This window comes from Streptomyces sp. NPDC053076, from assembly GCF_044546845.1.
GTDB lineage: Bacteria > Actinomycetota > Actinomycetes > Streptomycetales > Streptomycetaceae > Streptomyces.
Genome location: NZ_JBITZL010000003.1, coordinates 13,368 through 27,953 on the forward strand (window position 1 = coordinate 13,368; position 14,586 = coordinate 27,953).

Sequence of the window (14,586 nt, forward strand, 5' to 3'; positions counted from 1 at the left end):
GTGCCCAGGGTTCAGACGGCGGACCGTCTCCTGAATACCCCGGCGGGGTGGCCGCCCCGGCGCACCACCGGCTTCCACAAGACAGAGTGAGGCGGAGTGAGAGAACAGATACCGGTCCACATAGGCGAGCGTTCCTACGATGTGCTGATCGGCCCTGGGGTGCGTTCCATGCTGGCCGAAGTGATCCAGGGCCTCGGCGCCCGGCGGGTCGCCGTCGTGTCAGCCCGGCCCGCGGAATGGGTGCCTGACACGGGAGTGGAGACCGTGCTGCTGCCCGCCCGGGACGGTGAGCCGGACAAGAACCTCGCCACCGTCGAGGCGCTGTGCGCGGAGTTCGTACGCTTCGGCCTCACACGCAACGACGCGGTCGTCTCCTGCGGGGGCGGAACCACCACCGACGTCGTCGGCCTGGCCGCCGCCCTGTACCACCGGGGCGTGCCGGTGGTACATCTGCCGACCACGCTGCTGGCCCAAGTCGACGCGAGTGTCGGCGGCAAGACGGCGGTCAACCTGCCCTCTGGTAAGAACCTGGTGGGCGCCTACTGGCAGCCCGCCGCCGTGCTGTGCGACACCGACTACCTGTCCACCCTGCCCCGGCGGGAGATGCTCAACGGCCTGGGTGAGATCGCCCGCTGCCACTTCATCGGTGCCGGTGACCTGCGCGGGCTCGGCCTCGCGGAGCGCATCGCCGCCAGTGTGAGGCTGAAGGCCGGCGTCGTCTCGGCCGACGAGCGGGACACCGGCCTGCGACACATCCTCAACTACGGCCACACCCTGGGCCACGCCCTGGAGCTGGCCGGCGGTTTTGCGCTCCGGCACGGCGAGGCCGTCGCGATCGGCACGATCTTCGCGGGCCTGCTCGCCGGGGCCCTGGACCGCATCGGTCCCGAGCGGGTGGCGGAGCACCGGGAGGTCGTCGAGTTCTACGGCCTGCCCACCGCGCTGCCCGAGGGGATCGAGACGGCCGAGCTGATCCGCCTGATGCGCCGGGACAAGAAGGCGCTCACCGGCCTCGCCTTCGTCCTCGACGGGCCCGGGGGAGCGGAGCTGGTCCACGACGTGTCCGAACAGGTCGTCGCCGAGGTCCTGGAGCGCATGCCACGGCAGCCACTCGGGCAACTCATCCAGCCGGCAGGCTTCCATGGAACGGGAGCCCCGCTGGCATGACGCGCTCATCAGAGGCAGCGCACGGCGCGGTCCGGGGCGGGAACACGCGGGAGCCGACGCTCGCGGACCGCCTCGCCGCGGCCCTGGACAGACCTGCGGCGCAGCAGCCCGAGTGGCCGGACCCGGCCCGGGCCCGGACAGCAGTGGAACTGCTGCGCACCGCGCCCCCGATCGTGGCCGAGTCCGAGACGGCGCAGCTCTCCGAGCAGCTCGCGGCGGTCGCCCGCGGCCAGGCGTTCCTGCTGCAGAGCGGGGACTGCGCGGAAACCTTCGCCGAGACCACCGAATCGCACCTGCGAGCCAACCTCGGTCTCCTGAAGCGTATGTCGCTGCACCTTGCCCACGCCGCCGGGCTGCCGGTGGTTCCCCTCGCCCGTATGGCCGGACAGTACGCGAAGCCGCGCTCACAGTCCGTCGACGCGGACGGCTTGCCGGTCTACCGGGGTGACATGGTCAACTCCGCCGAACGCACCCTTGCCGCACGCACGTGTGACCCGGACAGGATGCTGCGCGCCCACGGGCACGCGGCTCGCGCGATGACGCTCGCCCGCCGGGCGTACGCACAGGAGCCGGCGAACCCGCACACCGGCCTCCCCTCGTACCTGCAAGGCACCCCCGGCGGCGGCCGCTTCGTCCGCACCGCCGAAGAGATCGGCCGCGATCCGGGCCCGAGCAGCGAACAGCTCTATGTGGGCCACGAGATGCTCTTGCTCGATTACGAATGCGCCCCGCTCCACACAGCCGGGTTCACCATCGGTCCGGAACCACTGCTCGTCAGCCCACTCGCCCACTTCCTCTGGATCGGCGAGCGCACGCGAGGCCTCGGCGACGCGCACCTCGCCGTCGCCGAACTGCTCGCCAACCCCATCGGGGTGAAAATCGGTCCCAGCACAACCCCGGAAGAAGCCGTCGAGTACGTCCGCAGGCTCGACCCCTATGCCACGCCCGGGCGGCTGACGTTGATCAGCAGGATGGGCCACTCCCAGGTCCGCGAGGTGCTGCCGCCGATCGTGGAGAAGGTCACCTCCACCGGCCACCAGGTGGTATGGCAGTGCGACGCGATGCACGGCAACTCCCGCACGACGCCGGATGGCCGCAAGACCCGCCACTTCGACGACATCGTCGCGGAGATCAACGGCTTCTTCGACGTCCACCGCACCCTCGGCACTCACCCCGGCGGCCTCCACTTGGAGGCGACCGGCGAGGACGTCACCGAGTGCCTGGGCGGGGCCCGCGGCCTCGGTGAGGCTGACCTGTCGGCCCGCTACCGTACCGCCTGCGACCCTCGCCTGAATGAGGAACAGTCTATGGAACTGGCCTTCACCGTTGCCGATTTGCTCGCAGAGGCCATCCGGCCGGCTGCCCAGCAGGTCACCTCTGCCGGCCCCAGGAACCCGCGATGACCAACACCGCCACCCCGCCGCAGGCCCCGATCAGCGGCACCACCCGCTTGTACGTGGTGATCGGCGACCCGGTCGAGCAGGTCCAGTCCCCCGGCCTGCTCAACCCGCTCTTCGCCGAACAGGGCGTCGACGCGGTGCTGGTGCCGGTACAGGTCCACCCTGGCGATCTGGAACGGGTCATACACGGCCTGCAGCGGATCGGTAACCTCGACGGCATCTTCGTCACCGTCCCACACAAGACGCACGCCGCCCAGCTCGCCGACCGGCAAAGCCATACCGTCAAGATCGCCGGAACGGCCAACGTGCTGCGCCGCGAGACCGACGGCAGGTGGCTCGCTGAGAACTTCGACGGTTCCGGTTTCGTGACTGGCCTCGCCCGCGCCGGGCATGAGATACGAGGCAAGCGGGTCGCGCTCGCCGGGGCCGGCGGGGCGGGCAGCGCCATCGCGTCCGCGCTGCTGACGGCTGGCGCGGACCGGATCGCCGTGACCGACCCGGACCTGCCCAAACTGGAGACGCTTGTCGGCCGACTCGCCACGTACTGGCCCGGCCGAATCCACGCCGTCGCCGAACTGCCCCTGTATGAGAGCGACCTCGCGGTCAACGCGACCCCGCTCGGACTGCGATCCAGCGACCCACTGCCGTTCCAGCCCGAAGCCCTCCCGCCCGCAGCGGTGGTGGGCGACATCATCATGAAACCCCACGAGACGCCCCTGCTGCGGCAGGCCGCCGCCCTCGGCCACCACGTCCACCACGGCATCCACATGCTGAACGGTCAAGTGGAGTCCTACTGCGCATTCTTCGGCCTGAGCGCACCCAGGACCGGCTGACGCACACACCCGCCACGATCCCACGTCCAGCCGACCCACACCCCGACAGACGGCTACCAGACCGGGGGATGTGGGGTGGTGAGCGCGGTGCCTACCGTGAAAGTCGCACTCTTGGGTCTGATCCTCGAGGTGGAACCTCCGGTCGGCCGCGTGCCCCGCCCGCTTTATGCCGTCCGTCGGCCATCGGCCGAGAAGTGTCCGAAGTGGAGATTTGGAGATACATGAACGCGCGACCGGCACCAGAGTTTCCCTCCTGGCCGCAGTACGACGACGGCGAGCGCACCGGCCTGATCCGGGCCCTGGAGCAGGGTCAGTGGTGGCGCATGGGCGGGTCGGAGGTGGACTCCTTCGAGAGTGAGTTCGCCGACTTCCATGGTGCCCCGCATGCTTTGGCCGTCACCAACGGCACCCATGCCCTGGAGCTGGCGCTGCAGTGTCTGGGTGTCGGTCCGGGCACGGAGGTCATCGTGCCGGCCTTCACCTTCATCTCCTCGTCCCAGGCCGCTCAGCGGCTCGGTGCGGTCGCCGTCCCCGTCGACGTCGATCTCGACACGTACAACATCGACGTGGCTGCCGCGGCGTCCGCCGTCACCCCTCGCACCAGGGTGATCATGCCCGTGCACATGGCGGGGCTCATCGCTGACATGGACGCGCTCGACAAGCTTTCCGCGGACACCGGCGTGCCCCTGCTGCAGGACGCTGCCCACGCGCACGGTGCCCGCTGGCAGGGCAAGCGGGTGGGCGAGTTGGGTACGGTCGCCGCGTTCAGCTTCCAGAACGGCAAGCTGATGACCGCCGGCGAGGGTGGTGCACTGCTTTTCCCCGACGAGGAGACGTACGAGGCCGCCTTCCTGCGGCACAGCTGTGGCCGGCCGCGCACCGACCGCCGCTACATGCACCAGACTGCCGGCACCAACATGCGGCTCAACGAATTTTCCGCGTCCGTGCTCCGCGCCCAGCTGAGCCGCCTCGACGCCCAGCTCACGCTGCGCGAACAGCGCTGGACACTGCTGTCCCGGCTGCTCGGCGAGATCGACGGAGTCGTACCCCAGGGGGGCGATGCGCGCGCCGACCGGAACTCCCACTACATGGCCATGTTCCGGATCCCCGGCATCTCCGAGGAGGGCCGCAACGCCCTCGTCGACACGCTCGTCGGGGCCGGGCTGCCTGCCTTCGCCGCCTTCCGGGCGATCTACCGCACCGAAGCGTTCTGGGAGACGGCCGCGCCCGACACCACCGTCGACAGGCTCGCCGCAAGCTGCCCTCACACGGAGGCGATCAGCACCGACTGCATCTGGCTGCACCACCGGGTGCTGCTCGCCTCCGAGGAAGCCCTCCACACCACGGCCGAGATCATCGCCGACGCGGTGGCCGCACGATGAAGGTCCGCGCTGCCGTCGTCGGGCTCGGCTGGGCAGGCCGCGAGCTGTGGCTCAGACTGCTGAGCGAGCACAAGGACTTCGAGGTGGTCGCCGCCGTCGACCCCGACCCGGCCTCCCGGGCAGCCGCCGTAGCGATGGGCCTGCCCGCCCATACCACCATCGACGCCCTCGCCCCCCGCACGGTCGACATCGCCTTCGTCGCGGTACCCAACCATCTGCACGCCGAGGTAGCGGCCGCCCTGCTCCGCCGCAGGATCTCCGTCTTCCTGGAGAAGCCGGTCTGCCTGACCACCGCCGAGGCCGACGCCCTCGCCGCGGCCGAACAGAACGGCGGCATACTGCTCGCCGGCAGCGCCGCCGCCCACCGCGGCGACGTCCAAAAGCTCGCCGGGCTGCTGCCCCAGGTTGGCCGGATCCGCCATGTCACCCTGGCCTGGGTCAGGGCGCGCGGCGTGCCACAGCCCGGCGGCTGGTTCACCCAGCGCAGCAAGTCCGGTGGCGGTGTACTCGTCGACCTCGGCTGGCACCTGCTCGACGTCCTCACCTACCTCCTCGGCCCCGCCCCCGTCACCCAAGTGATCGGCTCGGTCTCCGACGACTTCGTCAGCAGCAGTGCCTGGTCCGCTACCTGGCGCGAGGACCAGCCCACCGACGTCCCGGCCGGCAACGTCGAGGACACCGCCCGAGGCTTCCTGCTCCGCGAGGACGGGATCTCGGTCTCGCTACAAGCCAGCTGGGCTTCGCACGAGGCGCTGGACGCCTCCGTCATCACCGTCGAGGGCAGCAATGGAACGGCACGGCTGCACTGCACCTTCGGCTTCAGTCCCAACCGGGCCCCCGAACGGGTGCTGACCCTCACCCGGGAAGGCATCACACAGCAGATCCCGCTGCCCGCCGAGCCGATCGGCATCGAGTACGGACGCCAGCTCGACGGCCTCGCCGGGCTCCTGGCCGACCCAGGCCGACGCGGCGTGGCCGTCGCCCAGGCCCGTAACACCGTCCAGCTGGTCGAAAGCTTCTACGCATCGGCCCGGGCCGCTCGACCTGCGGACCACGCGCCCCGATTCACCCCCCACAAGGGGGTGAGGACCGCATGACCACAGGGTCAGAACACCACGCGGCAACGACCTCCGAACAGCACTCCCCAGTCTCCAGACAAGCAGTCATCTTCGATCTCGACGGAGTCGTCGTCGACAGCTTCGCGGTGATGGGTGAGGCCTTCTCCCTCGCCTACGCCGAGGTCGTCGGCCCAGGCGAGGCGCCCTTCGAGGAGTACCAGCGCCATCAGGGCCGCTACTTTCCCGACATCATGCGGATCATGGGCCTTCCGCTGGAGATGGAGGAGCCCTTCGTCCGTGAGAGCTACCGGCTCGCCCACCACGTTCAGGTGTACGACGGTGTTGCCGATGTGCTGAGGATGCTGAACGAGCGCGGCCTCCGGCTAGCCATCGCCACCGGCAAGGCAGGCGAGCGCGCCCGGTCCCTGCTCGACGTCCTCGGCCTGCTTCCGTACTTCGCCCACGTCATCGGCTCCGACGAGGTGCCCCGGCCCAAGCCCGCCCCCGACATCGTCAGACGCGCGCTCGAACTCCTCAACGTTCCCGCAGACCGGGCCATCATGATCGGCGACGCCCCCACCGACCTGGCCAGCGCCCACGGCGCCGACGTCACCGCCGCAGCCGCACTGTGGGGCTGCCACGACGAGATCGGACTGCTCGCCGCCGGCCCTGACATCGTCCTGCAACGGCCCGCCGACCTGCTCGGCCTCTGCCCGGCCGTCCCCGGCCACTGAGACGGAATGACAGCCTCACCGCCGTCGTGGCATCTGGGCATCGACATAGGGGGCACAAAGGTCGTCCTGCGCGCCGAGTCAGCGGACGGCCGTACCGAGGAGCACACGTTCTCCTGGCCGCACCACGAAGATGGACCGGACAGCGACCTTGCCCTGCTGTCGGACGGCATCACCACCCTAGCGGCCCGCACAGGCGATGGTTTCCAGGCCGCCGGGGTCGCCGTCCCCGCCACGGTCGGCCCGGACGAGCAGGTCACCTCCTGGCCCAGCCGACCGTCATGGACCGGCCTCGCCCTGGGCCCCGCGCTACGCGCCCTCGTGCCCGGAGCGGCCGTCGCATGGGCGGACGACGGCGACGTGGCCGCCCTCGCCGAGGCCGCGGCGGCCGACTGCGCCAATCTGCTCTACGTCGGCGTCGGTACCGGCATCGGCGGCGGCCTGGTCCTGGGGGGCCGCCTGTGCCCCGGCCCGGGTCGCGGCTCCTTCGAACTGGGCCATATGGTCGTCGAGTTGGGCGGCCCCGTGTGTGTCTGCGGCCGCCAGGGCTGCCTCCAGGCGATAGCTTCGGGGCCGGCCACTCTGGCCCGGGCCGGCGAGCTCCACGGCGAGCCGGTCACCTACGAAGAGCTGCGCGAAGCACTCCGTACCGCCCGCCCGTGGGCTACAGCCGCGATCGACGACACCTGCCGGGCCCTGGCCACTGCCATCATGGGGGTCACCGAACTGCTCCACCCCAGCCTCGCTGTGATCGGAGGCGGATTCGCGGCAGGCATCGACAACCTGGTCGACCGCATAGCGACCCACCTGACATCCCTCTCGCGTCCAGGCCGCCCTGCCCCACCGGTCGCTCCGGCGCGCCTTGGTGGCCTTTCCTCCCTCCAGGGCGCGATCCTCCTTGCCCGAGCCGTCACCGACGGAGCCGTACCGCTGCTGTAGGTTGCCCTGCTTCCGGCTCTGTGGAGGCACCCGCTGCGTCGCAGCCGTTCACGGAGTCGAACCGACTGAACTCTGCCCCGATGGACCGCCGAGGCTCATAGGGGACTAAAAAGACGTTGGGGAAAGGTGTATGAATTCATTAAATATTCAAGGAGTCTGTGCATTAAAGTGAAGGATACGAGGAAGGCATACTCATCCACCGCAAAGCTCCGATGGCTCACCGATGAGCAGCAACGTATCTGGCGCTCCTATGTCCACGCGGCCATGCTCCTCGAAGACCACATGGACCGCCAGCTGCAGCGTACGGTGAATATGCCTCATTGCTATTACAGGCTCCTGGTGAACCTCGCAGAGTCCCCTCACCAGCGGCTGCAGATGACGGAGCTGGCGATGCACGCGAAGATCACCAGGCCCCGGCTCTCACACGCCGTCGCACGTTTGGAGAAGAACGGCTTGGTACGGCGCGAGGAAGCTCCCTCCGGCAAGCGCGGCAAGTTCACGGTGCTCACAGAGGAGGGCCTGGAGGTCCTCAGGCGGACCGCTCCGGGCTATGCGACAGCAGTGCAGCATGCCCTGTTCGACCGGCTCACCCCCCAGCAGCAGGAGTCCCTCGGCGCGATCATGCAGATCGTCACCGATGGACTCCAGACGGACAAAGCGGGTGCCGACCTTCCCTGGCTGCGCTAGAAGTGCTGCGTGGGTGTGTCAACTTAACGGCCGCTTGGTCTTGGTGTCGACGCCCTCGGTGGGGCCGTTGCTGTATGAGAGGGTGAATCAGTAGCTCGTGTTGCTCGGCCTTGAGGTTGCCGGGCCTGGTCAGGAGCATCCGGGCGAGTCGCCGTGCGGAATGTTGTGCCAGCCATGCCACCGGTCGGCGACCTGGACCGCGTCGGGCAGGGCGCGGCGGATGGCCTCCGCATAGGTGGCCGAGCCGTCACGGCACACGACGTCGACGCCTGGATGCTCGCGCAACCATGCCTCCAGGGTGTCGGCGGTGCGGTCGGGCAGCACGTCGAGCCGCTCGTACGTCTCGGCGTCGATCACCACGGTGGCGTAGCGATGGCGCCGGCGCAGAGCGAAGTCATCGACGCCGATCACGCGGGGCACCCGGCCGGTGGGCAACGGGATTGGATGGTCAGCCGGGTGGTGCGGCGCTGGTACCGCTCCAGGACTCCGGGTACCTGCTCGCGGAAGGTGTGGCGGCAGCCGCGCGTGGGGCACACCAGGCGCCGCACCCGTACGCGGACCACCACCCGCCGACCGTCGACCGGTATGTCAGCCACCGTTCGCCAGTGATAGCCGTGCACGCGTCCCGACGATGCTCCACACGACGGGCAGACTGCGGTGTCCTGCCCAGTCCGTGCCCGCACCACGATCCGCTCGTCCTCGTCGAGCACATCCTCGATGACCAGCGGGGACAGTCCTGAAAACATCGTCTGCACAAGCTCGTTGACATCCATCACGCGAATGTCAACGATTCCTCACGACTCTGCGTCACCACCGAATCCGAGCGGCAGACCCTTCAGCCCGCAGGAGAAACCGACCCGCGCGTCGGGCCTCGACGCAGCAATGATCAGACACCCCACTCCACAGCCATCACTCCAGCTCAGCCATCCGAAGCGAAACAGGGAGGCTGGTGGCAGTCGGTCAGGTCGTGCCCGGCCGGACCGTGATCGGGTCGGTCGTCGGGTCAGGATCCGGAGGACTCGTCGTACCGGTGGAAGCCGTGGCCCGTCTTGCGGCCCAGTCTGCCCTCCCGGACCATCCAGGTGAGCAAAGGGGGCAGCTCGGGGACCAGGTCCTCGGAGTTCTCCGCCATCGAGCGGGCCACGTCGGTGATCGTGTCGATCCCGATCAGATCGAGCAGCGCGAGCGGGCCCATGGGATGTCCGCAGCCCAGCACCATTCCCCGGTCGATGTCGTCAGCGTCGGCGATGCCCTGGTCGTACATCCTGACCGCCGCCATCAGATACGGCACGAGCAGGGCGTTGACCACGAACCCGCTTCGGTCCGCGGCGCGGATCACCTCCTTGCCGAGGGTGTCCCTGGCGAAGGACTCGGCCGACGCGGCGCACTGTTGCGAGGTGCGGTCCGTCACCACCACCTCGACCAGGGGCATCAGCGGTACGGGATTGAAGAAGTGCATTCCCACCACGGACCCGGCTCTACCGGTGGCCTCCGCCAGATCGCCGACCAGCAGGCTCGAGGTCGTCGAGGCCAGGACGGCCGCAGGGTCGGCCAGCACCCCGTCCACCGCCTTGAACACCCGTCGTTTCACATCGAGTCTCTCGGTCACGGCCTCCACGACGAACTGCCGGTCCGCGAGGTTCTCGACATCGGCGGTGACCCGCAACCGGGCCATGGCCGCCGCCTGTTCCGGCACCGTCATCCGGCCCTTGGTCACCGCGCGGGCGAACGAGGCCGTCAGCCGTCCGACCGCGTCCTCGATCCGATGCGGGGCGGAGACCAGGACCGTCACCTCCACCCCGGCGCGCAGGCTCACCTCGGCAATGCCGGCGCCCATCGTCCCGCCACCGATCACGCCCAGTCGTTCCACCGTCGTCCTCATCGAGTCCCGCCCTCGGTCACGGTCCAGCGCAGCAGGGCGGCACCGGCCGCCATACCCGCGCCGAAGCCCGCCAGGAGCACCAGATCGCCGTCCCGTAGCACGCCGGAACGGTTGGCCGCGTCAAGTGCGACCGGCACCGACGCGGAACCGAGGTTGCCGCTGTGACGCAACGGCAGATGGGTGTCTGCCCGCTCCAGACCACTGACCTCGGCCAGTTCCGCCACCAGCCGGCCATTGGCCTGGTGCGGCACGAAGTGCTGCACGTCGGCCGGTTCGTAGCCGGAGTGCTTGAGCAGCCCGGCGATGAGGCCGGGGACGTTGTCCAGGACGAAGTCGCGCACCCCCCGGCCTTGCATGCTCAGCAGGTGGCCACCGTCCGCGACCGTCTCGACGGAGGCGGGACGGCGGCTGCCCCCGGCCGGCATGCTGATCAGTTCGTGGGCCTCGGCCCGGCTCTCCAACTCGACGTTGAGCAGGCCGCGTTCCGGATCGCCGGGCGCATGCGGGACGGAGCCGATGACCACGGCCCCGGCTCCGTCCCCGAACAGAACACTGGTCGCCCGGTTGTCGAAGTCGATGAACCGGGTCCACACGTCGGTGCCGATGACCAGGACCTTCGTCGTCGGGTCCAGCGCCACGTACGCCCGGGCGATGGACAGCGCGGTGACGAACCCGGTGCAGGCGATGTTGACGTCGAAACAGGCGACCCGGTGGGCGCCGAGCGCCAGTTGCACCAGTGACGCGGTGGAGGGGATCGGGGCGTCACCGGTCGTCGTGGCGACGATGATGAAGTCGATGCCGTCCGCGTCCAGTCCGGCCTGGTCCAAGGCGGCGCGCGCGGCATGGACGGCGAGGTCGGACGCTGCCTCGTCCGGTGCCGCGTACCGCCGTTCGACGATGGCGGTCCGGTCGGCGATCCACTCGGCGGAGGCACCGGGTACCCGGGCCTCGATCTCCTCGTTGGTCACCACCCGTTCGGGCAGGTAGGAGCCGGTCCCCAGCACGGATATGACGTACCCCTGTTCCCTTTCCATGGTCACGCCGCCCGCACGCTGTCGTGCGCGTACGCGCGCATCAGGGTCAGTCGGTCCTCGCCGATCCGGGCGCGCCGCTCGGGGTCGGTCACACCCAGGCCCGGACGGTCGGCCAGGCAGAGCACGCCCACCTTGCCGATGTGCTGGTTGAGCTGCACCAGCCGGGTCGCCGCGCCGGCCTCCTCCAACGTGAACAGCGAGGTCAGTGCGGGCACCAGCGATCCCTGGTCGAACAGTCGTGCGGTGTCGACCTGTTCCTGGAGGTTCGCCACGTGGCTGCCGATGATGCGCTTGAGCCGCATCCACAGATAGCGGTTGTCGAACCGGTGCTCGTAGCCGGTGCTCGAACCGCAGGTCACCACGGTGCCTCCGCGCCGCGCCAGGAACACCGAGATACCGAAGGTGGATTTGCCCACGTGGTCGAAGACAATGTGCGGATCCTCGCCCACGCCGTCACGGATGAGCCGGCCCAGCCGCTTTCCCTGCGCCACCGCGACCGCCGGCTCGTCGCCGGCGTCACTGCCGAAGCCGTACTCCTCACGGTTGATCACCAGGTCACAGCCGAGGGCGCGCGCCACTCGCGCCTTGTCCTCGGAGCCGACGACTCCGACAGCGATGCCGCCGCCGTTCTTCACCAACTGAACGGCGTAGGCTCCCAGTCCGCCGGACGCGCCCCAGATCAGGACCACGTCCCCCTGCTTCATCCGTGCGCCGCGGTCGCTGACCAGCATCCGGTACGCGGTTCCGGCACAGGCCGGGACCGAGGCGGCCTCCTCCCAGGTCAGGTGTGCCGGCTTGGGGATCAACTGGCTGGCCCGGGCGATGGTGTAGTGGGCGAGGCCGCCGTAGTTGGTCTCGAAGCCCCAGGCGAGCTGGTTCTCGCTGAGCATCCCGTCGGCCTGGACGGACGCCTCCTGGTCGTCGACACAGGCCGCGTTGACCAGCACGTGGTCACCGACCCGCCAGCGCCGCACGCCGGAACCGGCGCGGACGATCACTCCGGCGGCGTCCGAGCCGAGGACGTGGAAGGGCTGGTCATGCCGCTTCGCCCAGCCGCCCTGGCGCCCGTATGCCTGGAGGAAGCCGAAGGTCGACAACGGTTCGAAGGTCGCGGACCAGACCGTGTTGTAGTTGATGGCGCTGGCCATGACGGCTATCAGCACCTCGTCGGGCGCGAGTTCCGGCATCGGCACCGTGCCCACGTGGAGGGTCTTGCGCACGTCGCGGTCGCCTTCGATCCCCTCGAAGGTCTTCTCGTCCTCGATCCGCAGGTGCGCGGCGAGGAACTCCGCCGGTACTTCCGCGGCGGCCAGTTCCTGCGGGCCGGCACCGGCACGTATTGCATCGGAGAGTGACATCATCGGGCTCCTCGTCAAGCCATGTGAGGCTGGTGAAACGATCGGTTTTTCTGTGTCGGGCTCGGCCCTCACCCGGCGTACAGGACCCATCTGCTGCCGTCTACGGGCGTCGAGGGGCGGCGCGCTCATCGCGGGCTTCCAGGTACCCGGAGTGCCCCGCGTCGTTGACGACCTCGAACGTGGCGCCGGGGATCGTGCCGGCGAGCTCGCGGCCGTATACGGGCGGGGCGACCAGGTCTTGAGCGAAAGAGACCACGCGGCACGGCACAGTGATGTCCGCGCTGGCGGCGCGCCGGTCCGGCGTCGGCTTGGTCATCGGACCGCGCCGGTTACGTGCAGTAGGGCTCGGGCCGCCAGGCGGTAGCCGAACGCTCCGAGGCCTACCACGACGCCGGAGGCCAACGGGGCGATGATCGATTCGTGCCGGAACTGCTCCCGCGCCCACACGTTGCTGAGGTGTACCTCGATCCACGGGTGCTCGTAGCTCGCGAGCGCGTCCCGCAGGCTCCAGCCGGCGATCATCAGGGCGCCAGGGTTGACCACGGCGCCGACGCTGTCGGGCCCGTGCTCGTGGACAGCGCTCACCAGATCGCCCTCCGACTCCCGCTGGAGGGACAGGACCTTCCAGCCCTGCCCGCTCACCTCGTTGGCGACCGCCTGCTCGATGTCGGCCAGGGTGTCGGTGCCGTAGATCTTGGGCTCGCGGCGGCCCAGGATGCCGAGGTTGGGACCGTTCAGTAGGAGCATCGTGCTCATGTGTCACCTCACCGTTCAAAGGTCCGAACCGCATCCGGTCCGTGGTCCGGGGCCCCATCGGGGGCGGCTGTCAGGGTGTCCATTCCGAGCATGGTCCCGGCGGTCTCCTCGACGTGGGCCATCGCGTACCGCAGGATGGGCGGCGCCATCAGGTGGCCGCCGAGCTGAACACAACCAGGGCGACGGCTGCGGCGACCGTGGGAATGGCGCTCTCGGAGCGGTCGGCCCACCGCAGTACGGTCCGTACCAGCGGGCGGCCGATCACCGCCGCGAAGAGCACCACGCCCACTGGGTAGAGGATGGCGGTGGCGATGACACCGGCGGTCAGCCCGACGGTGGCCATCGCTGAGACGACGGACAGCAGAAACCAGCCCGCCAGGTCGCCCAGCACCCCGGCCGAGAGGATCAGTCGCTTCGGTGAGTTGGGGATTCCTCGCATGCACTTGAGGCAGCGGGGAAGGGTGTCAGGTGCCGCGACGTCGCGGAGGTCTTTCAGAACGGCCCCAGCCGCCGGGCCACCAGGCCGATGACCTCGGCTACGCGGTCTACGAGGAAGAAGTGGCCGCCCCGGAAGACCTCCGTTTCACTCGCCCCGGTGGTGTGCTCGGCCCATGCCTCGGCCTCATCAAGGGAGACCCGGGGGTCGCTGTCTCCGGTGAGCACGGTCACCGGGCAGTCGAGGCGTCGGCCGGGCTCGTGCCGGTACCGTTCAATGGCGGTGTAGTCGCTGCGGATGGCCGGCAGGATCATCGCCAGCACGTCCGGGTCGCCGAGCAGCATCTCGTTGGTTCCGCTGAGCTTCCTGAGCTCGGCCACGAGTTCAGCGTCGGTCGCCGTATGCATCCGCTCGTCGCGATAGCGGGACGGTGCCCGCCGACCGGACGCGAACAGCCGTACTGGTGCAGGCAGCCCGGCGTCCTGCATGCGCAGCGCCACCTCGTACGCGAGGACAGCGCCCATGCTGTGGCCGAACAGGGCCAGTGGCTTGTCGTCCAGGTGCCGCAGCGCGGCGAAGATCTGGTCCGCGAACTCGGGGACGTTGTCGATCCTCGGTTCGTGGAGCCGGGTCTGCCGACCTGGGTACTGGAGGGCCAACACCTCCACGGTTGGGTGCAGAGCCTTGGACACCGGGAAGAAGAAGCTTGCAGAGCCGCCCGCGTACGGAAGGCACGCAAGCCGCACATTGCTCTGCGGCGCGGGGTGCGAGACACTCACCCATTTCTCGAACTGCGCCGTTGCTTGATGCATGCCGGACGAGCTCCTCGTGGTTGGTGAGGGGATATCGGAAGCCTAGGTTCGTACGGGTGGAACCGCGTATCCCCAGATCTGATAGTCCCAAGGCCTCGAGCGGCCCAAACT

15 protein-coding genes and 1 pseudogene are annotated in these 14,586 nt (G+C 69.3%); 8 read left to right on the plus strand and 8 right to left on the minus strand.

Annotated features, from left to right (window positions below; genetic code table 11):
• Window positions 1-96: 96 nt before the first annotated feature.
• The 8 genes from ACIGYR_RS13605 (at window position 97) to ACIGYR_RS13640 (ending at window position 8,197) form a co-directional block, all read left to right on the plus strand.
• Window positions 97-1,167 carry a 3-dehydroquinate synthase family protein gene (locus ACIGYR_RS13605; protein ID WP_399598705.1) on the plus strand — a complete coding sequence of 357 codons (1,071 nt, stop codon included), beginning with the start codon at window positions 97-99 and terminating at the stop codon, window positions 1,165-1,167.
• Window positions 1,164-2,570 (plus strand): 3-deoxy-7-phosphoheptulonate synthase, encoded by a 1,407-nt coding sequence (locus tag ACIGYR_RS13610; protein WP_399598708.1) that lies wholly within the window; start codon window positions 1,164-1,166, stop codon window positions 2,568-2,570. The genes ACIGYR_RS13605 and ACIGYR_RS13610 overlap by 4 nt, the downstream gene beginning before the upstream one ends.
• Window positions 2,567-3,400 carry a shikimate dehydrogenase family protein gene (locus tag ACIGYR_RS13615; RefSeq protein WP_399598710.1) on the plus strand — a complete coding sequence of 278 codons (834 nt, stop codon included), beginning with the start codon at window positions 2,567-2,569 and terminating at the stop codon, window positions 3,398-3,400. The genes ACIGYR_RS13610 and ACIGYR_RS13615 overlap by 4 nt, the downstream gene beginning before the upstream one ends.
• Window positions 3,401-3,621: 221 nt before the next feature.
• Entirely contained in the window at window positions 3,622-4,782 is a 1,161-nt protein-coding gene (gene rifK / locus ACIGYR_RS13620; RefSeq protein ID WP_399598713.1) for a 3-amino-5-hydroxybenzoate synthase, read from the plus strand.
• The gene (locus ACIGYR_RS13625) at window positions 4,779-5,879 is read left to right on the plus strand and encodes a Gfo/Idh/MocA family protein (protein WP_399598716.1); all 1,101 of its coding nucleotides are present in this window, start codon (window positions 4,779-4,781) and stop codon (window positions 5,877-5,879) included. The genes rifK and ACIGYR_RS13625 overlap by 4 nt, the downstream gene beginning before the upstream one ends.
• Window positions 5,876-6,574 (plus strand): HAD-IA family hydrolase, encoded by a 699-nt coding sequence (locus tag ACIGYR_RS13630; RefSeq protein WP_399598718.1) that lies wholly within the window; start codon window positions 5,876-5,878, stop codon window positions 6,572-6,574. The genes ACIGYR_RS13625 and ACIGYR_RS13630 overlap by 4 nt, the downstream gene beginning before the upstream one ends.
• 6 nt (window positions 6,575-6,580) lie before the next feature.
• Entirely contained in the window at window positions 6,581-7,510 is a 930-nt protein-coding gene (locus tag ACIGYR_RS13635; protein WP_391847783.1) for an ROK family protein, read from the plus strand.
• Window positions 7,511-7,678: 168 nt separating this feature from the next.
• The gene (locus tag ACIGYR_RS13640; RefSeq protein WP_399598722.1) at window positions 7,679-8,197 is read left to right on the plus strand and encodes a MarR family winged helix-turn-helix transcriptional regulator; all 519 of its coding nucleotides are present in this window, start codon (window positions 7,679-7,681) and stop codon (window positions 8,195-8,197) included.
• 159 nt (window positions 8,198-8,356) lie between these two features.
• On the opposite strand, the pseudogene ACIGYR_RS13645 reads toward ACIGYR_RS13640, so the two are convergent.
• From ACIGYR_RS13645 to ACIGYR_RS13680, 8 genes and pseudogenes are all read right to left on the minus strand, one after another.
• Window positions 8,357-8,979: pseudogene (locus tag ACIGYR_RS13645) on the minus strand (transposase); the annotation flags it as partial.
• 221 nt (window positions 8,980-9,200) lie between these two features.
• A complete protein-coding gene (locus tag ACIGYR_RS13650; protein ID WP_399598724.1) occupies window positions 9,201-10,079 on the minus strand; it encodes a 3-hydroxybutyryl-CoA dehydrogenase in 879 nt (292 codons plus the stop codon).
• Window positions 10,076-11,113 (minus strand): 3-oxoacyl-ACP synthase III family protein, encoded by a 1,038-nt coding sequence (locus tag ACIGYR_RS13655; protein ID WP_399600191.1) that lies wholly within the window; start codon window positions 11,111-11,113, stop codon window positions 10,076-10,078. Before ACIGYR_RS13655 ends, ACIGYR_RS13650 begins: the two co-directional genes overlap by 4 nt.
• A 2-nt stretch (window positions 11,114-11,115) precedes the next feature.
• Complete coding sequence (ccrA, locus tag ACIGYR_RS13660; protein WP_391847786.1) at window positions 11,116-12,474, minus strand: crotonyl-CoA carboxylase/reductase; 1,359 nt, start codon at window positions 12,472-12,474, stop codon at window positions 11,116-11,118.
• A 97-nt stretch (window positions 12,475-12,571) separates the two neighbouring features.
• The gene (locus tag ACIGYR_RS13665; protein ID WP_399598726.1) at window positions 12,572-12,787 is read right to left on the minus strand and encodes an alpha/beta fold hydrolase; all 216 of its coding nucleotides are present in this window, start codon (window positions 12,785-12,787) and stop codon (window positions 12,572-12,574) included.
• Window positions 12,784-13,227, minus strand: coding sequence for a type II 3-dehydroquinate dehydratase (locus tag ACIGYR_RS13670; RefSeq protein WP_391847787.1), 444 nt, complete (start codon window positions 13,225-13,227; stop codon window positions 12,784-12,786). Before ACIGYR_RS13670 ends, ACIGYR_RS13665 begins: the two co-directional genes overlap by 4 nt.
• 148 nt (window positions 13,228-13,375) lie before the next feature.
• Window positions 13,376-13,666, minus strand: a complete 291-nt coding sequence (locus ACIGYR_RS13675; RefSeq protein ID WP_399598729.1) for a cation:proton antiporter — start codon at window positions 13,664-13,666, stop codon at window positions 13,376-13,378.
• 53 nt (window positions 13,667-13,719) lie between these two features.
• Entirely contained in the window at window positions 13,720-14,475 is a 756-nt protein-coding gene (locus ACIGYR_RS13680; protein ID WP_399598731.1) for a thioesterase II family protein, read from the minus strand.
• Window positions 14,476-14,586: the final 111 nt, after the last annotated feature.